The 22,853-nt window shown below is 59.3% G+C and carries 20 protein-coding genes; 11 read left to right on the forward strand and 9 right to left on the reverse strand.

Features of this window, described 5'->3' with window-relative positions; all coding sequences use genetic code 11:
• Positions 1-154: 154 nt before the first annotated feature.
• Complete coding sequence (locus AB4N91_RS00960; protein ID WP_460112031.1) at positions 155-4,003, reverse strand: sensor domain-containing protein; 3,849 nt, start codon at positions 4,001-4,003, stop codon at positions 155-157.
• 286 nt (positions 4,004-4,289) lie between these two features.
• Between AB4N91_RS00960 and ettA the strand changes: the two genes are divergently transcribed.
• Entirely contained in the window at positions 4,290-5,954 is a 1,665-nt protein-coding gene (ettA, locus tag AB4N91_RS00965) for an energy-dependent translational throttle protein EttA (protein WP_077749399.1), read from the forward strand.
• Positions 5,955-6,121: 167 nt separating this feature from the next.
• On the opposite strand, the gene AB4N91_RS00970 is transcribed toward ettA, so the two are convergent.
• From AB4N91_RS00970 to AB4N91_RS00985, 4 genes are all read right to left on the reverse strand, one after another.
• Entirely contained in the window at positions 6,122-6,616 is a 495-nt protein-coding gene (locus AB4N91_RS00970) for a GreA/GreB family elongation factor (RefSeq protein WP_458724867.1), read from the reverse strand.
• A 70-nt stretch (positions 6,617-6,686) separates the two neighbouring features.
• Complete coding sequence (locus tag AB4N91_RS00975; protein ID WP_460112032.1) at positions 6,687-7,043, reverse strand: hypothetical protein; 357 nt, start codon at positions 7,041-7,043, stop codon at positions 6,687-6,689.
• Positions 7,044-7,163: 120 nt separating this feature from the next.
• Complete coding sequence (locus AB4N91_RS00980) at positions 7,164-9,017, reverse strand: Lnb N-terminal periplasmic domain-containing protein (protein WP_010467514.1); 1,854 nt, start codon at positions 9,015-9,017, stop codon at positions 7,164-7,166.
• 93 nt (positions 9,018-9,110) lie between these two features.
• Positions 9,111-9,599, reverse strand: a complete 489-nt coding sequence (locus tag AB4N91_RS00985; protein ID WP_010467516.1) for a DUF3015 domain-containing protein — start codon at positions 9,597-9,599, stop codon at positions 9,111-9,113.
• Between the two features lie 276 nt (positions 9,600-9,875).
• Here AB4N91_RS00985 and AB4N91_RS00990 point away from each other — a divergent pair, with 276 nt between their 5' ends.
• Both AB4N91_RS00990 and AB4N91_RS00995 read left to right on the forward strand, forming a co-directional pair.
• Positions 9,876-12,314 (forward strand): Lon protease family protein, encoded by a 2,439-nt coding sequence (locus tag AB4N91_RS00990; RefSeq protein WP_010467518.1) that lies wholly within the window; start codon positions 9,876-9,878, stop codon positions 12,312-12,314.
• A gap of 317 nt (positions 12,315-12,631) precedes the next feature.
• Positions 12,632-12,952 (forward strand): PA4575 family protein, encoded by a 321-nt coding sequence (locus AB4N91_RS00995; RefSeq protein WP_010467520.1) that lies wholly within the window; start codon positions 12,632-12,634, stop codon positions 12,950-12,952.
• Positions 12,953-12,976: 24 nt separating this feature from the next.
• Here AB4N91_RS00995 and AB4N91_RS01000 read toward each other — a convergent pair whose 3' ends face one another.
• Entirely contained in the window at positions 12,977-14,806 is a 1,830-nt protein-coding gene (locus tag AB4N91_RS01000; RefSeq protein ID WP_460112033.1) for a hypothetical protein, read from the reverse strand.
• A gap of 171 nt (positions 14,807-14,977) precedes the next feature.
• On the opposite strand from AB4N91_RS01000, the gene AB4N91_RS01005 reads away from it, so the two are divergent.
• The 3 genes from AB4N91_RS01005 (at position 14,978) to AB4N91_RS01015 (ending at position 16,725) form a co-directional block, all read left to right on the forward strand.
• Positions 14,978-15,466, forward strand: coding sequence for a TIGR00645 family protein (locus tag AB4N91_RS01005; RefSeq protein WP_007943976.1), 489 nt, complete (start codon positions 14,978-14,980; stop codon positions 15,464-15,466).
• 209 nt (positions 15,467-15,675) lie between these two features.
• Positions 15,676-15,981: a DUF6482 family protein gene (locus AB4N91_RS01010; protein WP_010467524.1), complete on the forward strand. Its 306-nt coding sequence runs from the start codon at positions 15,676-15,678 to the stop codon at positions 15,979-15,981.
• Between the two features lie 126 nt (positions 15,982-16,107).
• Positions 16,108-16,725, forward strand: a complete 618-nt coding sequence (locus tag AB4N91_RS01015) for an FKBP-type peptidyl-prolyl cis-trans isomerase (protein WP_010467525.1) — start codon at positions 16,108-16,110, stop codon at positions 16,723-16,725.
• Between the two features lie 116 nt (positions 16,726-16,841).
• Here AB4N91_RS01015 and AB4N91_RS01020 read toward each other — a convergent pair whose 3' ends face one another.
• The 3 genes from AB4N91_RS01020 to AB4N91_RS01030 all read right to left on the reverse strand — a co-directional run bounded on the left by AB4N91_RS01020 (position 16,842) and on the right by AB4N91_RS01030 (position 18,794).
• Positions 16,842-17,099, reverse strand: coding sequence for a PA4570 family protein (locus tag AB4N91_RS01020; RefSeq protein ID WP_010467526.1), 258 nt, complete (start codon positions 17,097-17,099; stop codon positions 16,842-16,844).
• 205 nt (positions 17,100-17,304) lie between these two features.
• Positions 17,305-17,646, reverse strand: a complete 342-nt coding sequence (locus tag AB4N91_RS01025; RefSeq protein ID WP_010467527.1) for a zinc ribbon domain-containing protein YjdM — start codon at positions 17,644-17,646, stop codon at positions 17,305-17,307.
• A gap of 179 nt (positions 17,647-17,825) precedes the next feature.
• Positions 17,826-18,794 (reverse strand): polyprenyl synthetase family protein, encoded by a 969-nt coding sequence (locus AB4N91_RS01030; protein ID WP_460112034.1) that lies wholly within the window; start codon positions 18,792-18,794, stop codon positions 17,826-17,828.
• A 240-nt stretch (positions 18,795-19,034) separates the two neighbouring features.
• Between AB4N91_RS01030 and rplU the strand changes: the two genes are divergently transcribed.
• The 5 genes from rplU to AB4N91_RS01055 all read left to right on the forward strand — a co-directional run bounded on the left by rplU (position 19,035) and on the right by AB4N91_RS01055 (position 22,795).
• The gene (rplU, locus tag AB4N91_RS01035) at positions 19,035-19,349 is read left to right on the forward strand and encodes a 50S ribosomal protein L21 (protein ID WP_003176051.1); all 315 of its coding nucleotides are present in this window, start codon (positions 19,035-19,037) and stop codon (positions 19,347-19,349) included.
• A 34-nt stretch (positions 19,350-19,383) separates the two neighbouring features.
• Complete coding sequence (gene rpmA / locus AB4N91_RS01040; RefSeq protein WP_003215862.1) at positions 19,384-19,659, forward strand: 50S ribosomal protein L27; 276 nt, start codon at positions 19,384-19,386, stop codon at positions 19,657-19,659.
• 193 nt (positions 19,660-19,852) lie between these two features.
• A complete protein-coding gene (cgtA, locus tag AB4N91_RS01045) occupies positions 19,853-21,076 on the forward strand; it encodes an Obg family GTPase CgtA (protein ID WP_010467530.1) in 1,224 nt (407 codons plus the stop codon).
• A 123-nt stretch (positions 21,077-21,199) separates the two neighbouring features.
• Positions 21,200-22,318 (forward strand): glutamate 5-kinase, encoded by a 1,119-nt coding sequence (gene proB, locus AB4N91_RS01050; RefSeq protein ID WP_010467532.1) that lies wholly within the window; start codon positions 21,200-21,202, stop codon positions 22,316-22,318.
• Between the two features lie 12 nt (positions 22,319-22,330).
• Entirely contained in the window at positions 22,331-22,795 is a 465-nt protein-coding gene (locus tag AB4N91_RS01055) for a CreA family protein (RefSeq protein WP_010467533.1), read from the forward strand.
• Positions 22,796-22,853 lie beyond the last annotated feature (58 nt).

Here is a 22,853-nt window from a genome sequence, read left to right on the forward strand (position 1 = left end):
TATGAAAGGACATCATGTCGCAGACGAAAGGAATTCAGCTTCTGGCTATAAGCCTCAAGCGGCAAGTCAAAAGCGGACCGGTCACTGCTTGAAGCTTGCCACTTGAAGCTTCCAGCTTTCTTCATGTTTGATTGATTGGAGCTGTTGGCTCCAATCAATCAAACATGAAGAGCGCATCATTGCTGAACTGCGCCTCAAACCGGCTCGCCGGCATCGGCCGGCCGAACAGATACCCCTGAACCTCATCGCAACCATGCTCACGCAGGAAATCGAGCTGCTCGTGGGTTTCCACACCTTCGGCGATCACCGCCAGATTCAGGCTGTGGGCCATCGCAATGATCGCCCGGGCAATCTGCGCATCCTGTTCACCCGACGGCAGGCCATCTACGAAGGTGCGGTCGATTTTCAGCACGTCGATCGGGAATTGCTTGAGGTAGTTGAGCGAGGAATACCCGGTGCCGAAGTCATCGACCGCAATACTCAGGCCGAGGTTTTTCAATCCGGCGAGGATCTGCATCGCTTCGCTGACTTCGCGCATCAGGATACTCTCGGTCAGCTCCAGCTCCAGGCACGCCGGCGGCAGGCCGGTCTCCTTGAGGATGGTGGCAATCCGCGTCCCGAGTTGGCCGTCGGAGAATTGCCGGGCCGAAATGTTCACCGATACCTTCGGCACCCGCACCTTGGCCTGATGCCAGGTCTTGAGCTGACGGCAGGCTTCGCTGATCACCCAGTCACCGACATCCACCACTAGCCCGAGCTCTTCGAGCACCGGAATGAAATCCCCCGGCGGCACCAGGCCGCGACGTGGATGACGCCAGCGCAGCAGCGCTTCGGCGCCGGTCAGGCGTTTGCCGTCGCCGCTGAACTGCGGCTGGTAGTACAGAACGAATTCGTCTTGTTCCAGGGCATGGCGCAAGTCGCTTTCCAGCTCCAGGCGCTCCAGGGCGCTGGCGTTCATGTCCGCCTGATAGAACTGGAAGTTGTTCTTGCCGCGCTCCTTGGCGTGGTACATCGCGGTGTCGGCGTTTTTCATCAGCTGACTGAGTTCGTTGCCATCCTGCGGGCTCAGCGCGATGCCGATACTGGCGGTGACGAAGAACTCGCGGCCTTCCAGCACGAACGGTTTCACCAGGCTGGCGAGGATCTGCTCGGCGACATGGATCGCCCGGTTCAAGGCGACTTCACGGTTGGCCCGCGGTTGCAGCAACAAGGTGAATTCATCGCCGCCCATGCGCGCCACGGTGTCGTCATCATCGACGCAACCGAGCAGTCGCGTGGCCATTTCCTTGAGCATGCGGTCGCCGGCGGCGTGGCCGAGAGAGTCGTTGATCGGCTTGAAACGGTCGAGGTCGAGGAACATCAGCACGACCCAGGACTTCTGCCGCTCGGCCGATTGCAGCGCGGTGTGCAGGCGGTCCTGGAACAGCGTGCGGTTGGGCAGGTGAGTCAGGGCGTCGTAGTAGGCGAGACGGTGAATCCGCTGCTCACTGGCCTTGCGCTCGCTGATGTCGCTGAAGAAGCACACGTAACTGGCCAGGTCACCTTCATCGTCGAGCACCGCCGTGATGCCGACCCAGGCCGGGTAATGCTCGCCGTTGCGCCGCTTGAGCCAGACTTCGCCTTCCCAGGTGCTGTTCTGATGCAGTTGTTTGAGCACATAACGCAGATGGGCTTCCTGCTGCTCGTCGACGGTCAGCATGTTTGGCAGCTGGTCCAGCACCTGCTCCACGGCATAACCGCTGACGCGACTGAACGCTTCGTTGGCCTGGACGATGTAGCCGGCCGGGTCGGTGATCAGGATCGCCGACGTCGAATGTTCGAAAACCGTGGCCGCCATGCGCAGGTCTTTTTCGGCCCGGCGTTGCTGGCTGATGTCGCGTCCGACGCCGAGTACGCCTTCGAAGGCCCCGTGTTCGTCCCAGACCAGCACCAGCCGTAGCTCGATCGGGATCTTGCGCCCGTCGGCCCGCAGGCAATCGAACAGGAACAGTTGGGTCTGCACCTGAGTGCGCAGCAGCGCCAGTTGCTCGGGTTTATCCAGCGCTTTGCTGACCCGATCCATCAGGCCGTAAATACCGGTCAGTTGCTGCGGGTTGGCGATGGTCGATTGCCAGCCGTTCTGGAAGATCCACTCGGCGTCGTAGCCCAGCACGGCATGCACCGACGGGCTGACGTAATTGAGTGCCATTTTGCTGTCGGTGGAGAAAATCACGTCGCTGATGCTTTCGGCGAGCATCCGGTAGCGCTGCTCGCTATCACGCAGGGATTCACTGGCTTCGATCTGTTCGGTGATGTCCTTGGCCACGCCGATGATCCGCGTGACTTGATCGTGTTTGTCCCGCGCCAGTGCCTGTTCGCGAATGTCGAAACGCCGCCACTTGCCGTCGCGATGACGGAACCGCAACTGGCATTGCAGCAACTGGGTGTAACCCCCGTGGCGCTGGGCTTGGCGGGAGCGGTGGTAGTCATCGGCATCTTCGGGGTGCAGGAGGATTTCCCAGAAGTACTCGCCCATCTGGTGCAACTCGGTACGGTTGTAACCGAGGGTCTGGCCCAGGTGGTGGTTACTGAAAATCATCCGCTGGCTGATCACGTCCTGCACGTACAGGTGGTCCGGCACAGTGCGCACCACATCGGACCAGAACCCTTCGCGTTCCAGCAGCGACAGCTCGATGAGTTTACGGCTGGTAATGTCGGTGATGCTCAGGATCACCGCTTTATAGTCGGCGTAATCTTCCGGCAGGCGCAGCACCAGCCACAGGTGCTGGTCGCGGCCATTGAGGTCCTGGAGTTTGATTTCCAGCTCGAGCTGTCTCTGCTGGTTGAACACCGTTTCGATCACTTGGTGGCCGATGGCGGTGCCGTCCAGCGGGCAACCGTCAATCAACAGTTTCCAGGCCTGAGCGCAGGAGTTGACGTTGAGCAATTGCAGGGCGACCTGGTTGACCTCGGTGATGCGCAGTTCCTGGAGCAGTTGCTGGCGTTGCTCCGGTATGTCGAGCCACGCCTTGAGTTGCTCGCTGCTGTGCAGTTGGGCTTTGTCGAAGAAGGTCTTGAGCCCGGAGACGTCCAGTACGCACAGGGCAACACCCGTGCCTTCGAAAATATCGTGATAGCGGCGACGGCCTTCATGCAACTGGCGCTGACGGCGGCGAATGTTCAGCAACACGATGAACGGCAGCAGGGAGAAGGCCAGGCCCAGCAGGCATTTGCCGATGAATGCCGGCAACAGTTGTTCGAGCACTTGCTGGCGATCGAACAGTCCGCGCAGTTGCCAGTCGCTGCTGCTCAGGGGCACTGTCAGCACACTTTTGGCCAGATCGTCGGGGGATAACGCGCTCGGTTTGACCGAAGGCGACGCTTCATCGCGGCTGATGATCTGGTGATTGACCCGGTTTTCCACCAGCCACAGCGGACGGATGCCGGCTTCGTTTTGTTTGGTCAGTGACGAGAAAAACGTCGGTGTCAGGCGCAGGGCCCAGTAGCCACGACTGCTGCCGCTGGCTTGATGCAGCAGCAGATGCACCACTGAACCGTCGTCGGCATTGCTGAAATAGTGGGCCTGGGCGCGGCTGCGCCGGACCAGTTCACCCAGGTAATCGGCATCCTGGGCGTCGGCGGCGCTGTCACTGAGGACTTTGCCGGAAGGACTGAGTAGCGCCAGGCTGCGCAGGTCAGGCAGCGATTGTTGCAGTTTGCGCAGTAGCGCCTGCTGTTCGTCGGCACTTTGCGGTTGTTCGACGATCGGTAGCAGGTTCAGTGCAATCTGGGCGTTGAGCGCCATGTTCAGGCTGACTTGCGCGGCCAGATCGGCGGTGTAGTCGATGGTGTATTGCCGCTGGTGCTTCTGTGTTTCGCGCAGCTGATCCAGCAGCTGCCAGAACAGCAAGGCGAGCAACAACAGCACGAGTGTCGCCAGCGCACCCTTCAAGGATCCGCGCAGGGGCGCGCCGGGCGCAGGATGAGGTGCGCTCACGGACGAAGGCGGAGAGACATTGGACAAACTGTAATCCTGCGGTTTGGCTGGACTGGCGCGACGTGCACTATAAGCCGGACGCCCGGAGGGCGGCTAGCATGCCTTGTGTTGTGGCGAAGTGCCAGCCCCTGCCGGCTGGACTGCCATCTGTCATTCAGGTAGCTTTGCCGGTTACGCGGGAGCGTTCCAGCTCCTAGACTCAGACTTTTTCAGCGCTCATGCATTGATACATTATCAATCTGACGACGCGCACAGTCTGGCCAGGCATCGCCTGCGCTCCAATCATTCATCTGTCACTGACCCAAGGTTCTCCATGGCTCAATACGTCTTCACCATGCATCGGCTGGGCAAAGTTGTTCCGCCGAAGCGGGAAATCCTGAAAAATATTTCGCTGTCCTTCTTCCCCGGCGCCAAGATCGGCGTGCTCGGCCTCAACGGTTCGGGTAAGTCCACGCTGTTGAAAATCATGGCGGGCGTCGACACCGAGTTCGAGGGCGAAGCGCGTCCGATGCCGGACCTGAACATCGGCTACCTGCCACAAGAGCCGATCCTGGACCCGACCAAGACCGTGCGTGAAGTAGTCGAGGAAGCGGTCAGCGTGATCAAGAACGCCCAGGCTCGCCTGGACGAGGTCTACGCCGCTTACGCTGATGAAGATGCCGACTTCGACAAACTGGCCGCCGAACAGGCCAAGCTCGAAGCCATCCTGCAAGCCAGCGACGGTCACAACCTGGATCGCCAGCTGGAAGTCGCCGCCGATGCGCTGCGTCTGCCGGCCTGGGATGCCAAGATCGAATTCCTCTCCGGTGGTGAGAAGCGTCGCGTGGCCCTGTGCCGCCTGCTGCTGTCTGCTCCGGACATGCTGCTGCTCGACGAACCGACCAACCACCTGGACGCCGATTCCGTCGCCTGGCTGGAGCACTTCCTGCACGACTTCCCGGGCACCGTAGTCGCGATCACGCACGACCGGTACTTCCTGGACAACGTCGCCGGCTGGATCCTCGAGCTCGACCGCGGCGCCGGTATCCCTTACGAGGGCAACTATTCGGGTTGGCTGGAAGCCAAGTCCGACCGTCTGGCTGCCGAATCCAAGCAGCAGTCGGCTCACGAAAAAGCCATGAAGGAAGAACTGGAGTGGGTGCGCAAAGGCGCCAAGGCCCGCCAGTCCAAATCCAAGGCTCGTCTGCAACGCTTCGAAGAAATGCAGTCGCAGGAATTCCAGAAGCGCAGCGAAACCAACGAGATCTACATCCCGGCCGGTCCACGCCTGGGTGACAAGGTCATCGAGTTCAAGAACGTTTCCAAGGGTTACGGCGATCGCGTGTTGATCGACAACCTGTCGTTCTCCATGCCAAAAGGCGCCATCGTTGGCGTGATCGGCGGTAACGGTGCCGGTAAGTCGACCCTGTTCCGCATGCTGATGGGCAAGGAAACGCCGGATTCGGGCAGCATCGAAGTCGGCGAAACCGTGCAACTGGCGTGCGTCGATCAGAGCCGCGAAGACCTGGACGGCAGCAAGACGGTGTTCCAGCAAATCTCCGACGGTTCCGATCAGATCCGCATCGGCAACTACGAGATCCCGTCGCGCACCTACGTCGGTCGCTTCAACTTCAAGGGTGGCGACCAGCAGAAGTTCGTCAAGGACCTGTCCGGTGGTGAGCGCGGTCGCTTGCACCTGGCCCTGACCTTGAAAGAGGGCGGCAACGTCCTGCTGCTCGACGAACCGTCCAACGACCTCGACGTTGAAACCCTGCGTTCCCTGGAAGAAGCCCTGCTGGACTTCCCGGGCGCCGCCATTGTGATCTCTCACGATCGGTGGTTCCTTGACCGCGTCGCGACGCACATCCTGGCTTACGAAGACGACTCGCAAGCGGTGTTCTTCGAAGGTAACTACACCGAGTACGAAGCCGATCGCAAGAAACGCCTCGGCGAAGCGGCTTCCCAGCCGCATCGTGTACGGCACAAGAAACTGGCCTGATATCGGGCGGGTCGCATGAAAAAACGGAGCCTTCGGGGCTCCGTTTTTTTATGGGTTTCAGTGACACCGCGGCGCGGCCATCGCCAGCAGGCTGGCTCCCACAGGGGATATGTGAGCGGCACAAATCCACTGTGGCAGCTAGCCTGCTAGCGATGACGGCCTGACGATCACTCGATCTCTATGCTCAACACCTCAATCATCAAATCCCCCACCGGCCGCTTCCACACCACTTCATCCCCGACCTGCGCGCCCAACAACGCCCGCCCCAGCGGCGAGCCCCAGTTGATCAGCCCACTCGCCGCATCCGCCTGATCCTCACCCACCAACTGCACGCGCTGTTCGTGGCCCTGTTCATCGGCAAACGTTACCCACGCGCCAATCTGGACTTTATCGGTCGAGGAGGCCGGTACGACTAACTGAGCGCTTTGCAGGCGTTGATTGAAATATCGCCAGTCACGTTCCAGATCGGCCTGGCGCTGTTTGTCTGCGAGTTCGCCTCTCGCACTCTGTCCATTGAGCAGGTTTTGCACTTCGGCGACTTTCGCCTGAAGCTGCGCCAGCCCGGCGGGCGTGACGTAATTGGGCTGTGTGCTGACTTGCCGTTCGACCGGCTGATCGGCTTGCGCGGCGGCGTTATCTTCATTGACGAAAGCGCGACTCATGGTTTTCTCCCGTTATAGGGTTTGGGCCATGGTTGCAGGCTTTTAGTTTCGATGGATGTCTGTCCGCGACTCATTGCGAGCGATAGGCACGGGCGGCGTCCTGGTCCTTTTGTTGCTGCCAGGCTTTGTCGCGGTCGTCCCAGTGGTGGCTGCGATAGTCCTCGCGATCCTCGCTTTCGCGCATGGCCTGGCACTGGCGAAAACCGTCGTTCCAGCCTTCGGCGTACTGCTTGTCCTTGAGATAACGCGGGACGTTCTTGCGAAATTCCCCGGTGATTGCCCCGGCAGCTTGTCGGCCACTGCTGCAACCGTCATCGAAACCATCGGCGAACGCCGGTGGATAACCCTTGGCGATCAAATCCTCGTGGGTCGTCTGGCAACCCGCGATCAACATCAACAATCCCAGCACACCTGCGCAACGCCACATCTCCGACTCCCGTGCCGTTGGACGGCCTATGGGTGAAGTCTAGGAGTGGATTCGTGAGGCAGTTGTGAAAGGCGTGTGATTAATCTGTTGGCCACCCCACAGGGACGGTGGGGTGTCAGGTCAATAGTGATACCACTTCACCTCAAGCATCACTTCGTTCTCGGGCGAGGCGAGGTGGCTGAATTCGCGCTGGGCACTCAGGCGCAGGCCCAGGTTGCGCGACAGTTCCCACTGCTGGTTGAGGCTCACACTGCGGCGCACCTCGCCGTTGGTGAAGAAATCGCCCTTGGTTTCCAGGCTGAAGTTGCCCAGTGGGTTTTTCCACAGCAGACCGCTATTGAAACCTGCCGCCGGTGCGATAAAGCCCGCGAAGTCGTTGTTGTGTTCGACACGCACGGTGCCCAGTGCAAAGCCGAGCATGTCTTCACCCAACTGCCAGGTGCCGCCACCACCACCGTTGACGTGGCTGACCAGCGTTTCATCGTCATGCTTGCCTGGCACGCGTTCCAGGCCGCCCGTGACTTGCCACGATAATGGCTTCAACAACTCATTGCGCGGCGTCAGGGAGCGAATGGTCGCCAGGTCCAGTTGCTGGAACTGCCAGTCATTGCCTTCGTACTGGCGCAGTTTCATCTGCAGGATTTCGATTTGCGCACCGAGCGGGAAGCTCTCGGCGTTATCGTTGAGGTCGTGATACGCCATGCGCAGGCCATATTCGCCAAAGGCCTTGTCGCCCCGGGTGCCGATGCCGGCCTGCCAGGTGCGGGATTCATGACCGTCCTCGGGCAGGCCGGGCCTCGGGATGTCCAGCTCAGGGGCGGGGTTCTGGTTGATCGCCCGCAGCAGTTCGAAACTGCGTTGCGCCCTCTCAGGGTCGCGCTCCTGACCGTTGGCGCGATAGCGTTCGAGGCGGTAAGACGCATCGATGATCAGCGCCTGGCGGTCGCGCGGTTGAGCCTTGAACGCCGGTGTCTGCAATTGCTTTTGGTCGGCGCTGACTTTCAGCACCCACTCCTGTTCTTCGTCAGTCAACGGCTCGGCGCGGCTCAGCAGTTCCCGTTCACGGGACGGACGATACTGAATGGATTCCACCAGCCCGGCTTCTTTCACCGCTTTGACGGTATCGGTCGGAATGGCCGTCAGTGGGAACTGTTCGGTCAGGCGCAGGCTTGGCCGCGCCACCTGCAGCAGCTCAAGCAGGCGATAGGAGCAGTTTTCGTCGAAAAAGAAATAGTCGAACTGGATCTGCTTCAACTCCCAGACGTGCTCGACCATGCGCTCGGTTTCTGCCTGCGTCAGGTTCAGCCGGTACTCCCACAGGTCCCGGTTTTCGAGGCTGCGGTATTCCGAGAGTTTTTCCTGATACGGCACCAGCGCGAACAGCCCCGGATAGCCGCCCATCAAGCCTTTCCAGGCGTAGAGGATGCTGTTATCCGAACCTTCGATGTAGGCGCCGAAGTTGATCGCGTAACTGAGCAGCGCGGTGTGATCACTCTGCACATCGGCCTGGTCGATGCGCAGCAAGGTATGGCCGAACATCGATGACGGACTGTTCAGGTAAGCCGCCGGGAAAATCATCACCGCGCTATGGGGCGAGACATCCTTGAACCATTGCTTGAACTCAGTGCAATCGAGCGCCGGCAAATCAGTCAGGTTGAGCTGCGCTTTCAACCAGCGGGTGCGCGCCGGGTACACACATTGGGCATGTTGTTCGCCCGCACTGGCCGGGGCGTACAGCGCCTGCACGGTGGCCGCCAGTTCGCGGTCGGGGTGTTCGTTACCGTCGGGTGCGAGAAAGAACTTTTTGTCGCTGACATAGCTGCGCCAGCCGCCCAGCTTGGCGGTTTCGTAATGGCCCAGGGAAATCCAGAAAGGGTCGTTGGCCAGTTGCTGCAAACGTTGATTGTCGACATGTGGCGCGGCGGACAGCGGGGCGCAGACACAGAGCGCCAGCCAGGCAAGGCGTTTGAGCATAGTGAGCAACTTAAGTCGAAAAAAAATAAAGACCCAAGGGGGACAGGTCCAAAAAATAAAACCCGCCCCCCGAAAGGAGCGGGTGGGTCGAGCTTAAGCTTGAGTAGCGTACTTGGCCAGACGTGGATCGTTCTTCAGAACGGCCAGGGTGTTGGTATGCACGTCGTCAGCGGTCACGTCAGCCTTGCTGAAGATCTGCTGGAAGTGCTGGTGAGTCACAGCGGCGAAGTGCGCACGGTCTTCCGGCGCCACGCCCAGTACCACGGCATAGGTCGTCAGCGCTTCGCCGTTACCTTTGGCCATGTCTTCGGACAGCTCGTTCATCATGCCATTCATGGCAAACCAGGATTTGCCGCCATAAGTCAGCGACGCATTAGTCGAGCAACCGTTGGTACCAGAAGTCATACCGAACGTTGCGTTACCGGAAGTGCCGTTGGTGGTGGATGCCAGGAAGTGAGCCGGGGTGCCACGCTGACCTTCGAACAGCATGTTGCCCCAACCGCAATCCGGGCCGCCTGGCGCTTGGGCCATGGCGTTGATGGATACAGCGGTGAAGAGAGTACCGAGAAGAATCCGTTTCATAGCTTTGTTCTCTTTATGTGCATACCAATGGACAAGGGGTCTGGCCCAATCCGGCGCCAGTGGGCCAGTTATTAATCCAGCCGCGCAGTTTGGAGTTTAGGCACGTTCCTGGGGTTCCGTGATTTTTTGCAAAACATTCGTTGAAATCATTGATTTGTCCCCGGCCGGCCTGGAGATGACGGTTTGTCTATGCTTTGGCTGGAGGCGCGCCTTGCAAGTGAGGTATGGGCAGCGCCAGAATGCCGCTATCTGCCCCGCCTGATGTAAGGAAGCCCGATGCCTGATCCTGTTGCTGCCAGCTTGCGTCTAGCGCCTGAAGCGCTGACCCGTCCGTTTTCCGCTGAACAGTTCAGCTTCTCTACCACCAATGATTTGGAGCCCTTTCGCGGTGTGCTTGGCCAGGAACGTGCGGTCGAAGCCTTGCAGTTCGGCGTGGCCATGCCACGCCCCGGTTACAACGTATTTGTCATGGGTGAGCCCGGCACCGGCCGGTTTTCGTTCGTCAAACGCTACCTGAAAGCCGAAGGCAAGCGCCTGCAGACCCCGGCCGACTGGGTCTACGTCAATAATTTCGATGAGCCTCGCGAGCCTCGTGCACTGGAATTGCCATCGGGCACTGCTGGCGCCTTCATCGGTGACATCAACGGCTTGATCGACAACCTGCTGGCGACTTTTCCGGCAGTGTTCGAGCACCCGTCCTACCAGCAGAAAAAAAGCGCCATCGACCGCGCCTTCAACCAGCGCTACGACAAGGCACTGGACGTGATCGAGCGCCTGGCGCTGGAGAAGGAGGTCGCGCTTTACCGCGACGCCAGCAACATCGCGTTCACGCCCATGAGCGAAGGCAAGGCCCTGGACGAAGCGGAATTCGCCCAGTTGCCGGAAGCCGATCGCGAGCGTTTCCACGACGATATTTCCGGTCTGGAGGAGCGACTGAACGAAGAGCTCGCCAGCCTGCCGCAATGGAAGCGCGAGTCGAGCAATCAGCTGCGCCACCTCAACGAAGAAACCATCACGTTGGCCTTGCAGCCGTTGCTGTCGCCGTTGTCGGAGAAATACGCCGAGAACGCCGCCGTTTGCGGTTACCTGCAAGCCATGCAGGTCTACCTGCTCAAGACCGTGGTCGAGCAACTGGTGGACGACAGCAAGACCGACGCCGTCGCCCGCAAATTGCTGGAAGAGCAATACGCCCCGAGCCTGGTGGTCGGTCATTCGTCCAGCGGCGGTGCGCCGGTGGTCTTCGAGCCGCACCCGACTTACGAAAACCTGTTTGGCCGCATTGAATACAGCACCGATCAGGGCGCGATGTACACGACCTATCGGCAACTGCGGCCGGGCGCATTGCACCGGGCCAACGGCGGTTTTCTGATCCTTGAAGCGGAAAAAATGCTCAGCGAGCCGTTCGTGTGGGATGCGCTCAAGCGCGCCCTGCAATCGCGCAAGCTGAAGATGGAATCGCCGCTTGGTGAGCTGGGCCGCCTGGCCACCGTGACCCTGACGCCGCAACACATTCCGTTGCAGGTCAAAGTCGTCATCATCGGTGCGCGTCAGCTGTATTACACGCTGCAAGACCTCGATCCGGACTTCCAGGAGATGTTCCGCGTCCTGGTGGATTTCGACGAAGACATCCCGATGGTCGACGAGAGCCTGGAGCAGTTCGCCCAGTTGCTCAAAACCCGCACCTCGGAAGAAGGCATGGCGCCGCTGACGGCCGATGCCGTGGCGCGCCTGGCGACTTACAGCGCGCGCCTGGCCGAACACCAGGGGCGTTTGTCGGCGCGCATCGGTGATCTGTTCCAGCTGGTCAGCGAGGCGGACTTCATTCGTCACCTGGCGGGGGACGAGATGACCGATGCCGGGCATATCGAACGGGCGCTAAAGGCCAAGGCCACCCGTACCGGGCGGGTCTCTGCGCGGATTCTCGATGACATGCTCGCCGGGATCATCCTGATCGACACGGACGGCGCCGCCGTCGGCAAGTGCAACGGGCTGACCGTGCTGGAAGTCGGCGACTCGGCGTTCGGTGTGCCGGCGCGGATTTCCGCCACGGTCTACCCGGGCGGCAGCGGCATCGTCGACATCGAGCGCGAGGTCAACCTCGGCCAGCCGATCCACTCCAAGGGCGTGATGATCCTCACCGGGTATCTGGGCAGTCGTTACGCCCAGGAATTCCCGCTGGCGATTTCCGCGAGTATCGCGCTGGAGCAGTCCTACGGTTACGTCGATGGCGACAGTGCGTCGCTGGGCGAGGCGTGCACGCTGATTTCGGCCCTGTCGAAAACGCCGCTCAAGCAATGCTTTGCGATCACCGGCTCGATCAACCAGTTCGGTGAAGTGCAGGCGGTAGGCGGGGTCAACGAGAAGATCGAAGGCTTCTTCCGACTCTGCGAAGCCCGTGGGCTGACCGGTGAGCAGGGGGCGATCATTCCTCACGCCAACGTCGCCACGCTGATGCTCGACGAGAAGGTGCTCTCGGCGGTGCGTGCGGGGCAGTTCCATGTCTACGCCGTGCGCCAGGCTGACGAGGCGTTGAGCCTGTTGGTCGGAGAGCCTGCCGGTGCACCGGATGCCGATGGCCAGTTCCCCGAAGGCAGCGTTAACGCACGGGTGGTGGAACGCTTGCGCGTGATCGCGGAAATGATTAGCGAAGAAGACCTCAAGGAAGCCGAGAAAGAAGCGGCGCTGGAAGCCCTGGTGGAGGCCAAACCGGCCTGACCGATCTGAGGATCACCCCGATCCACAGTGGGAGTGAGCCTGCTCGCGATGTGGCACTTTCATCCAACACATGTGTTGGCTGAAAGTTCGCTATCGCGGGCAGGATCAGTCCCACATTTGGGATGTGTCCACTTCAAGAAAGTGCCATCACTCTGACGTCAATATTCACACAATGACCATTCGGCGCCTTCTGGTCTGACTTGACGTGCTAGTCAGACTTTTCTTCTATTCTCAGCTCAAGGATATCGACAGTAATCACTGGATCGAGACAGCCTTCCCGTGGGGGCTGAACACCGGATCTACCGAGGGTCGCCGCCATGTCGCGCAACCTCTGCCTCACCCGTCAATGCCTGGGCCTTGTGACCCGTATCGAGTGTGCCATCCGTCCGTTGGCGGGGGATACGGGCATGTGGACCTTGCTCTTCGCCGCCGGAATGGCCGGCGAACAACCTTCCGCCATCAAGGCGCAGGGACCGTTTCATGGGCCTTTCGTGGCGGAGTCCATCCTCGACACGATTGTTGAAAGCCTGACGCTGCATGGCTACGAACTGGCCGATGACCCACAAATCTGGTGCCTGCACCTGCAAGCCCAGCTGCGGGAAATCAACGGGGGCCGTTGCCGCAACCTCAATGGCTGAGTTCGGCGCGGCCACTGAAACCGGTTATTGATCAAGGTGGCTCAAATCCGCCTTGGCCAGTTTGACCTCGAAACCATATTGCACCGTGGTGAGGTCGGTTCGCTGATAGGTTTCCAGACGAGTTGGCTGGCCATAGAAGTAATGCACGGCAAATAGCGCCGGGCCTTCTGCGCTCGCGTCGTGAGTGACCGAAAGGATTTCTTTCAGATAGTTTCCAGAGTCGTCCTTGGCGAAAAAACGCCACTCCTGGGCAGGAAACAGCTTCAAATCAACCACCAAGGCATTGCCTTTGAGTTCCAGGCCTTTGGGCAACGTATGGGCGTCGAGCGTTTGTTTGGCCACCGTCGCCAGAAACAGCGGCATGGAGCCCACTGCATAGGCCGGTGTTTCCGGAAACAGGTTCAAGTCATAGGTGATGGCGCCACGTAGCGGATCGACCTCGTAAGCCTCAAGCGGCAGCTCGATCGGCCCATCGCGCTTGCCACTGCCATCCTCCGTAAAGAACGTGACCGGGCTATCGCCAGCGCTGAACGATGTACCGAGCATCTCGTCATTGAAGCTTCTGGGGTGGTCGAATTCAATGCGTGCGGCGCTGGGGTCATCCACCGACTGACTGACGATGATGCCCTTCTTCAGCTGTTCCTCACTCAATGTCGCGCCCTTGAGCCAGGTCGGGGCCTGATCGTCATACGCCACCACCGGTAGGGTCAGTGGCTGGATGGTTTTTGCCGTGGTGTGTGAGTCAAAGCGGCGCACCGGCAGGTTCAGGTCCTTGTGGGTCACCGTGACGGCCGAGAAATCCAGAACGCTCACTTCAACGGTTTCGACCGGACCGTTGAAATACACTTTGGTGTAATGATTCTTCTGCTGCGCCTCGAAGGTGCGCTGTTCTTCGTCGATCTGCTTTTCGAAAGTCTCGCTCCAGGCTTTCTGCTGCTGAATTTTCGCCAGTTGTTTTTGATAGAAGGCAATTTGCGCAGCGGTTTCGTTGATCGAACCCGATCGCGAGAGGAATTGCCCGGTGATGTCCCTGGCCTGGACGATCAGCGGATTCAACGGTGTTTCGCTGACTTCAGGAGCCAGTGGTGCGCTGTTGTTGAATTCGATTTCGGCGTAGTTGTTGCCCAGTTTCAGCAAGGTGACGCTGAGGTTGTCGTTGGTGCGGGTCTGGCCAACGTCTTTTTTCGTCAGGTCGAAGGTGTAGAGCCGGCGCGGGGCGATGACCTCGACCTTGCCTTGCAGGCTCACCGGTTGGGGCTGGTTCTTGTTGTCCATGTCCAGACCGTCGATGAACGGATAGGTCACCGTCAGATCATCCGGATTGGTCAGGTTGGAACTGGAGGGGCTCAGTTGAATGCCGGGATCGGTTTCCGACCATTCCGGCTGGAACGCGATGACGCGCTTGTTGCTCAAGGTCACCGACTGCCATTCCAGGCCATGGGGAAAGAGAAACGCTGCCGGAATGTTGAAGTTGAAAGGGAACACCGGTTGCAGGTCGGTCAGGTAGTCGGAACTGGAATCCTTGTGCAGCACGAACAGGCCGTTGATGTAGGTGTCGACCAAAGCCTGAGGCGTGGGGTAGTGCTTGAGCACGGCGAGAACGTCTTCGCCGTATTCGGTTTCCACGGGTTTGCTGTCGAGCTTGAGTTGCGCACGCTCGAGCAACAGCAGTGAACCGCCGAGTTCGGCAACGGCATCCCTGAGCTTTGGATCCTCAATCGCATCCAGAGACTTCTCGAACTGCGCGGTCTTTTCCTCGAGGCTAGTCTGGCGCTTCTCATCGCTGGGTGAGCAGCCGCCCAGCAGCAGAGCCAGGCAAATGCCGGCACTCGTTATTGGTAATCGCACATCCATTTCCAGTCTTCCTGTCCGATGTCGCTGAGCTGTCAATAGTCTGGACACTAGCAGAAAAACTTTGTGGCACACGCGCAGGTCGCGGATTTGCCGAAGGTTTCTGGCTGCTTCAGGGTATAGACAGGGGGCTGGTATACTTGCGGCCATTTTCAACATCACGTGTGAGATTCAATGGAACGCTTTATCGAAAATGCAATGTATGCCTCCCGCTGGCTGCTGGCACCGATCTACTTCGGTCTGTCCCTTGGGCTACTGGCGCTGGCGCTGAAATTCTTCCAGGAAGTTTTCCACGTCATTCCCAACGTATTCTCGATGGCCGAGTCGGACCTGATCCTGGTGCTGCTGTCGCTGATCGACATGGCACTGGTGGGTGGCTTGCTGGTGATGGTGATGATCTCCGGTTACGAGAACTTCGTTTCCCAGCTGGACATCGACGACAGCAAGGAAAAGCTCAACTGGCTGGGCACCATGGATTCGTCTTCGCTGAAGATGAAAGTGGCGGCCTCCATCGTGGCGATTTCGTCGATCCACCTGCTGCGGATCTTCATGGACGCCAAGAACGTCGATCCCGAGCATTTGAAGTGGTACGTGATTATTCACATGACGTTCGTCGTGTCGGCGTTTGCCATGGGTTATCTGGATAAGCTGACCAAGCACTGACGCTCACAAAGCCCTGTAGGAGCGAGGCTTGCCCGCGAAGGGGCTGTGTCAGTCGATACAGTTGTTGCCCGTCACACCGCCTTCGCGGGCAAGCCTCGCTCCTACAGTCAGGTGCAAACAGACGGGCGGTGTCGTTTGTGGCTTGTACTTTGAGGTGCCGAAGCCTATGCATGTATTGATATTGGCTTGACACCGTATGAGGTGCATTCATGAACCTTGTTGAATTACGTGCATATGCCATCGCAGGGAAAGTCGATGAGCTGAACCTGATTTCTATGGAAGGCGGGATCTACCTGCTGGAGGCGCGCATGCATGGGGCGGCGTATCCGTTAAGTGATGCCCATGACCATATGCTCCACCTGCGTTCGGTGGAGCATGCGCGTCAAGTGCTGCACCGACTCCCCACCTTGCCTTTCAACCTTGTGCACACGTCGGTCCATGATGAAATGTGCGGACTCGGTGCCAATGCAGAAGAGGGCCTGAAGGTGCCGATCGCCTTCAGTTCTCGCTGGTAGCAATGACCCCCTGATCAGCGCAACGGCATCTGTGCTAGTCTGCTGGCCCTTTTGGTTCCGGGCGCTCCGGGACGCGCTGTGCACGCACGGCAAGTTCCCGGGCCGTCCGCACAGCGGAGCAGTGTCATGTCCGAAGTAAATCTGTCCACCGACGAAACCCGCGTCAGCTACGGCATTGGCCGTCAGCTGGGCGACCAACTGCGCGACAACCCGCCACCGGGCGTTAACCTGGACGCGATCCTGGCTGGCCTGACCGACGCGTTCGCCGGTAAGCCTAGCCGTGTAGGTCAGGAAGAAATGTCCGCCAGCTTCAAGGTGATCCGCGAAATCATGCAGGCCGAAGCAGCTGCAAAAGCCGAAGCGGCCGCTGGCGAAGGCCTGGCTTTCCTGGCTGAAAACGCCAAGCGTGACGGCATCACCACCCTGGCCTCGGGCCTGCAATTCGAAGTGCTGACTCAAGGTGAAGGCGCCAAGCCAACCCGTGAAGATCAAGTGCGCACTCACTACCACGGCACCCTGATCGACGGCACTGTGTTCGACAGCTCCTACGATCGTGGCCAGCCTGCAGAATTCCCGGTTGGCGGCGTGATCGCTGGCTGGACCGAAGCCCTGCAACTGATGAATGCCGGTAGCAAATGGCGCCTGTACGTGCCGAGCGAACTGGCTTACGGCGCTCAAGGCGTTGGCAGCATTCCGCCGCACAGCGTTCTGGTATTCGACGTCGAACTGCTCGACGTTCTGTAAGCTCTTGATTCTGTAGGAGTGAAGCTTGCTCGCGAATGCATCACCTCGGTTTCAAGTCAGAACCGAGTTGTCAGGTTCGCAGGCAAGCCTCGCTTCTACGGGGTTTGTAGTGCTACTCATACTTCGATCTTGTGGTTCAGATCGCTCGTCGGGCGCAACGCCCGGGCGTAGCAGAACAGAAACAGATTGCGCACCAGTTCCTTGAGCACCACCGGCTCGCAGGAACTCAAGCCGTTGACGTCCAGATCACCCTGATCCTGCAGCTCGTTCAAGGCTTCTTCTTCAAGCACTGCACAGACTTCCCCGGTTTCCCGATGCAGGATCCTGAGGTAGGGGTGTGGGCGGTCCAGCCAGGCATCGATCAAATAAGTCATGGGTCTCATCTCCATTGATGGGTTTCAATGAGAATAATTCTTATTCATCAAATAGCAAGGACCTATTGGCGGTTTGTGATTTTTTCCGGGTAAAGATTGCGTAAGGTCAAAACGGCTGGCGTTTGGCTATTGCGAGGATATGTGGGGAGAGGCGGGGCGGGTGAAGCACCATCCCACGCAGGGCGCGGGATGGAAGACAACAGAATCAGACTTTTCTGACGAACTCGGACTTGAGCTTCATCGGGCCGATGCCGTCGATCTTGCAGTCGATGTCGTGATCGCCATCGCACAGGCGGATGTTCTTGACCTTGGTGCCGACCTTGACCACCAGCGACGTGCCTTTGACCTTCAGGTCCTTGATCACGGTGATGGTGTCGCCGTCCTGCAGGACGTTGCCGACCGAATCTTTTTTCACGGTGTCATCGGACGCCGCTTCGGCTTCGCCGCTGGCGGACCACTCGTGGGCGCACTCGGGGCAGATCAGCTGAGCGCCGTCTTCGTAGGTGTATTCGGAATTGCATTTTGGGCAGGGTGGCAACGTGCTCACTAAAGCTCCTTGGATTCAGGATCGCTAAAAAGCGCACATTATATAGGGTTTTAGCTGGGAGGGGGCGACGCCAAAAACTGTGGGAGCGAGCCAGCTCGCGAAAGCGGTGTGCCAGTCAGCATTCGACTGACAGATTGCTTTCGCGAGCAGGCTCGCTCCCACAGGGTATTACGGTGCAGTTAGTGCGTGCGTGCGACCGCAAACTCACTGAGCTCAACCAATGCATCGCGGTATTGGCTGGCGGGCAGCGCGTCGAGGCATTTGATTGCACGGGCTACGTAATCGCGGGCCAGTTGCGCGGTGTAATCCAGCGAACCGGACGCTTCCACGGCTTCGCGGATGCTTTCCAGGTCTTCGATACCGCCTTTCTGGATCGCCTTGCGCACCAGTGCAGCCTGCTCCGGCGTGCCTTCGCGCATGGTGTAGATCAGCGGCAGGGTCGGCTTGCCTTCGGCCAGGTCGTCACCGACGTTCTTGCCCAGGGTTTCCGCGTCGCCACGGTAGTCCAGCAGGTCGTCGACGAGTTGGAAGGCCACGCCCAGATGATCGCCGAAGGTGCGTAGCGCTTCGCTCTGTTCCGGTGTGGCACCAGCGAGGGCTGCCGCACTGTGGGTCGAGGCTTCGAAGAGCATCGCGGTTTTGCCGCGGATGACTTCCATGTAGGTTTCTTCGGTGGTGCTGGCATCGCGCACTTTGGACAGCTGCAACACTTCGCCTTCGGCGATGATGCGCGTGGCTTGCGAAAGGATCTTCATCACCGGCATGGAGCCCAGTTCGACCATCATTTCGAAGGAACGCGAATACAGGAAGTCGCCCACCAGCACGCTTGGCGCGTTGCCCCACATGGCGTTGGCGGTCGAGCGGCCACGGCGCATGCCGGACATGTCGACCACGTCGTCGTGCAGCAGCGTGGCGGTGTGCAGGAACTCGATGGTCGCGGCCAGCAGGCGCAGGTCATCGCCTTCGCGACCCAGAGCCTTGCCACACAGCAACACTAATAGGGGACGCAGGCGTTTACCGCCAGCCGAGGTAATGTAATCGCCGATTTTCGATACCAGCGGCACTCGGGAAGTCAGCTGCTTCTTGATGATGCCGTCGACGGCGCTAAAATCGTCCGCCACCGCGCGGTAGAAAGCTTGGGGTTGCATCAGCGACAGTTGCTCCAGAAGGGTTGCGCGGCATGCTAGGACCCACGTCGGCGGGTGTCAAGGTACGATGGACGGCCTCTTGCATCGCCCCGGCAGCTTGCGTACAATCGCGCACCCTGAACTTCCTGGGCAGCACCTGCCTTACGCAATTGCAAACAGGCCTTCCAGCCTTATGCAGCCATGCCAGCCAATACCTCTTCTTATAAAGAGCTGGGTGAGCAGGATTATCGGAGAAATACCATGTCGTACGCAGTAATTGTTACTGGTGGCAAGCAATACAAGGTCGCCCCAGGTGAATACCTGAAGATCGAAAAACTGGAAATCGCTACCGGCGAATCCGTTACTTTTGATCGCGTTCTGTTGGTCGCCAATGGCGATGACGTGAACATCGGCGCTCCAGTTGTTGCTGGCGCTACCGTTGTGGCTGAAGTGATCTCCCAAGGTCGTCACGATAAAGTCCGCATCATCAAGTTCCGTCGTCGTAAGCACCACATGAAGCGTATGGGCCACCGCCAGTGGTACACCGAGATCAAAATCACCGGTATTCAGGCTTAATTTCAGCCTAATTCCTCACTAGGAGAATTGACTCATGGCACACAAAAAAGCTGGTGGTAGTACCCGTAACGGTCGCGACTCAGAAGCCAAACGCCTTGGCGTGAAGATGTATGGCGGCCAGGTTATCATTCCGGGCAACATCATCGTGCGTCAGCGCGGCACCCAATTCCACGCCGGTTACGGTGTTGGCATGGGTAAAGATCACACTCTGTTCGCTAAAATCGACGGCGTGATCAAGTTCGAAGTAAAAGGCGCTTTCAACCGCCGTTACGTGAGCATTGTCCCGAAGACTGAAGTCGTCGCGGCATAATTGCGTAGTTGCTGGAAAAGCCCTGTCTCGCGACGGGGCTTTTTCGTTTGTGGGGTGAGTCTCTTGCAAAGCTGTTTGTGATGGGCTCCAGCGCTGGATTTGCGGTCGTTGATTGAGGTCGCTGCGCTCATTTTTGCAAGAGTCTTATGTCTAGATTTTTTCGGCTCGTCCGTATGACGAGAGGCGTTTTGTTATGAAGTTTGTTGACGAAGTATCGATTCGAGTAAAGGCCGGTGACGGCGGCAACGGTTGCATGAGCTTCCGTCGCGAGAAATTCATTGAAAACGGCGGCCCGAACGGCGGTGATGGTGGTGATGGCGGCTCGGTCTACATGATCGCCGACGAAAACCTCAATACCCTGGTGGACTACCGTTACACCCGGCACTTCGATGCCGAGCGCGGTTCCAACGGCGGCAGCACCGACTGCACCGGCAAGAAAGGTGAAGAGCTGGTGCTGCGTGTTCCGGTTGGCACCACCGTCATCGACTCCGCCACTCAGGAAGTGATCGGCGACCTGACCAAGGCTGGCCAGAAACTGCTGGTGGCTCATGGCGGCTGGCACGGTCTGGGTAACACCCGTTTCAAATCCAGTACCAACCGTGCTCCGCGCCAGACCACTCCGGGTAAACCGGGCGAGGCGCGTGATCTCAAGCTGGAAATGAAAGTATTGGCTGACGTCGGTCTGCTGGGTTTGCCGAACGCCGGTAAAAGTACCTTCATTCGCTCCGTATCGGCCGCCAAGCCGAAAGTCGCCGACTACCCGTTCACCACGCTGGTGCCGAACCTGGGTGTGGTCAGCGTCGATCGCTGGAAGAGCTTCGTGGTCGCGGACATTCCGGGCCTGATCGAAGGTGCTTCCGATGGCGCTGGCCTGGGGATTCGCTTCCTCAAGCACTTGTCGCGTACCCGTTTGCTGTTGCACCTCGTGGATATGGCGCCGCTGGATGACGCCAGCGCTCCGGATGCTGCTGAAGTGATCGTCAGCGAGCTGACCAAGTTCAGTCCGTCCCTGGCTGAGCGTGATCGCTGGTTGGTGCTGAACAAGTGCGACCAGATCCTTGAAGAAGAGCATGACGCTCGCGTCAAGGAAATCGTTGATCGCCTGGAGTGGACCGGTCCGGTCTATGTGATCTCCGCCATCTCCAAGCTGGGCACCGAGCGTCTGTGCCACGACATCATGCGTTACATGGAAGATCGTGCTGACCGTCTGGCTAACGACCCGGTTTACAAGGAAGAGCTGGCCGAGCTCGATCAGCGCATCGAAGACGAAGCCCGTGCCCAGTTGCAAGCGCTGGATGACCAGCGTGCCCTGCGTCGCAGCGGCGTGAAGTCGGTCCATGACATCGGCGACGATGACTGGGACGAAGAAGATGTGGATGACGAAGACGGTCCGGAAATCATTTACGTGCGTGACTGATTCGTTGCAGTAAACTTAAGCGCCGCTCAATCGAGCGGCGTTTTAGTATCTGGAAATCGGTAGTCACGAATAACGTTACGGGCGGCGCTGGGTCGCGCTGCCCTCAAGCTAAGGTTGAAGATGATGCGGAGCAAGGTGACAGGTGCGCAGCGTTGGGTCGTGAAGATCGGCAGCGCTTTGCTGACGGCTGACGGCAAGGGCCTGGATCGCGCGGCAATGAGTGTCTGGGTCGAGCAGATGGTGGCTTTGCATGAGGCGGGCGTCGAACTGGTGCTGGTGTCCTCTGGGGCAGTAGCGGCGGGTATGAGTCGCCTGGGCTGGACCGTGCGACCCAGTGCAATGCACGAGCTGCAGGCCGCTGCCGCCATCGGTCAGATGGGCCTGGTGCAAGCCTGGGAGTCGAGCTTTGCCGAGCATGGCCGGCATACCGCGCAGATTCTCCTGACGCACGATGACTTGTCTGACCGCAAGCGTTACCTGAATGCCCGCAGCACCCTGCGTGCGTTGGTCGAGCTGAAAGTGATCCCGGTGATCAACGAAAACGACACCGTGGTCACCGACGAGATCCGCTTCGGCGACAACGACACCCTGGCGGCGCTGGTGGCCAATCTGGTCGAGGCGGACTTGCTGGTGATCCTTACCGATCGCGACGGCATGTTCGACGCCGATCCGCGCAACAACCCCGACGCCAACCTGATTTACGAGGCGCGCGCCGATGATCCGGCGCTGGACGCCGTCGCTGGCGGTACCGGTGGTGCGTTGGGTCGTGGCGGTATGCAGACCAAATTACGTGCTGCACGCCTGGCGGCGCGTTCCGGTGCGCACACCATCATCGTCGGTGGGCGCATTGAACGTGTGCTGGATCGCCTGAAGGCGGGCGAGCGCATCGGCACCTTGTTGTCGCCTGAGCGCGGCATGCTGGCGGCGCGCAAGCAATGGCTGGCCGGTCACCTGCAAACCCGTGGCACCCTGGTGCTGGATGCGGGTGCAGTGACCGCGCTGTCCCAAGGCAACAAAAGTTTGCTGCCGGTTGGCGTCAAACTGGTTCAAGGCAGTTTCCGGCGCGGTGAAATGGTGGTGTGCGTGGCGCCGGACGGTCGTGAAATTGCCCGTGGCCTGGCCAACTACAGCGCGCTGGAAGCACAAAAAATCATCGGTCAGTCGTCTGAGGCGATTGTCGGTCTGTTGGGTTACATGGCGGAGCCGGAACTGGTTCACCGCGATAACCTGATTCTGGTCTGAAGGAATATTTGAATGCGTGTGGCAAAAGGATTGTTGGGTCTGCTGTTGGCAATGCCGCTGCTGGCTTCGGCTGAGGAGATTGGCCAAGTGTCGACGGTGTTCAAGTTCGTCGGCCCGAACGACCGTATCGTCGTCGAGGCGTTTGATGATCCGAAGGTCGAGGGTGTGACTTGCTATCTCTCGCGGGCCAAGACGGGCGGTGTGAAAGGTGGGCTGGGTTTGGCGGAAGATCGCGCTGAAGCGTCTATCGCGTGCCGTCAGGTAGGTCCGATCAGCTTCAAGGGTGAGCTGAAGGATGGCGATGAGGTGTTCAAGGAGCGCACGTCGCTGGTGTTCAAGACCATGCAGGTGGTGCGCTTCCTCGACAAGAAGCGCAATACGCTGGTGTATCTGGTCTACAGCGATCGCTTGATCGAAGGCAGCCCGCAGAATGCGGTGACGGCGATCCCGATCCTGCCGTGGACGCACGCCCAATAAGCTGGCGCAAATCGAAATGTGGGAGTGAGCCTGCTCGCGATAGCGGTGTAACAGTCGG

Source organism: Pseudomonas sp. H3_D04 (assembly GCF_054669175.1).

Excerpts from the sequence above, each read along its gene's own strand:
- ettA (WP_077749399.1), top strand. The coding sequence starts at position 4,290 with ATGGCTCAATACGTCTTCACCATGCATCGGCTGGGCAAAGTTGTTCCG.
- AB4N91_RS00970 (WP_458724867.1), bottom strand. The coding sequence starts at position 6,616 with ATGAGTCGCGCTTTCGTCAATGAAGATAACGCCGCCGCGCAAGCCGAT.
- AB4N91_RS00975 (WP_460112032.1), bottom strand. The coding sequence starts at position 7,043 with ATGTGGCGTTGCGCAGGTGTGCTGGGATTGTTGATGTTGATCGCGGGT.
- AB4N91_RS00980 (WP_010467514.1), bottom strand. The coding sequence starts at position 9,017 with ATGCTCAAACGCCTTGCCTGGCTGGCGCTCTGTGTCTGCGCCCCGCTG.
- AB4N91_RS00985 (WP_010467516.1), bottom strand. The coding sequence starts at position 9,599 with ATGAAACGGATTCTTCTCGGTACTCTCTTCACCGCTGTATCCATCAAC.
- AB4N91_RS00990 (WP_010467518.1), top strand. The coding sequence starts at position 9,876 with ATGCCTGATCCTGTTGCTGCCAGCTTGCGTCTAGCGCCTGAAGCGCTG.
- AB4N91_RS00995 (WP_010467520.1), top strand. The coding sequence starts at position 12,632 with ATGTCGCGCAACCTCTGCCTCACCCGTCAATGCCTGGGCCTTGTGACC.
- AB4N91_RS01000 (WP_460112033.1), bottom strand. The coding sequence starts at position 14,806 with ATGGATGTGCGATTACCAATAACGAGTGCCGGCATTTGCCTGGCTCTG.
- AB4N91_RS01005 (WP_007943976.1), top strand. The coding sequence starts at position 14,978 with ATGGAACGCTTTATCGAAAATGCAATGTATGCCTCCCGCTGGCTGCTG.
- AB4N91_RS01010 (WP_010467524.1), top strand. The coding sequence starts at position 15,676 with ATGAACCTTGTTGAATTACGTGCATATGCCATCGCAGGGAAAGTCGAT.
- AB4N91_RS01015 (WP_010467525.1), top strand. The coding sequence starts at position 16,108 with ATGTCCGAAGTAAATCTGTCCACCGACGAAACCCGCGTCAGCTACGGC.
- AB4N91_RS01020 (WP_010467526.1), bottom strand. The coding sequence starts at position 17,099 with ATGACTTATTTGATCGATGCCTGGCTGGACCGCCCACACCCCTACCTC.
- AB4N91_RS01030 (WP_460112034.1), bottom strand. The coding sequence starts at position 18,794 with ATGCAACCCCAAGCTTTCTACCGCGCGGTGGCGGACGATTTTAGCGCC.
- rplU (WP_003176051.1), top strand. The coding sequence starts at position 19,035 with ATGTCGTACGCAGTAATTGTTACTGGTGGCAAGCAATACAAGGTCGCC.
- rpmA (WP_003215862.1), top strand. The coding sequence starts at position 19,384 with ATGGCACACAAAAAAGCTGGTGGTAGTACCCGTAACGGTCGCGACTCA.
- cgtA (WP_010467530.1), top strand. The coding sequence starts at position 19,853 with ATGAAGTTTGTTGACGAAGTATCGATTCGAGTAAAGGCCGGTGACGGC.
- proB (WP_010467532.1), top strand. The coding sequence starts at position 21,200 with ATGCGGAGCAAGGTGACAGGTGCGCAGCGTTGGGTCGTGAAGATCGGC.
- AB4N91_RS01055 (WP_010467533.1), top strand. The coding sequence starts at position 22,331 with ATGCGTGTGGCAAAAGGATTGTTGGGTCTGCTGTTGGCAATGCCGCTG.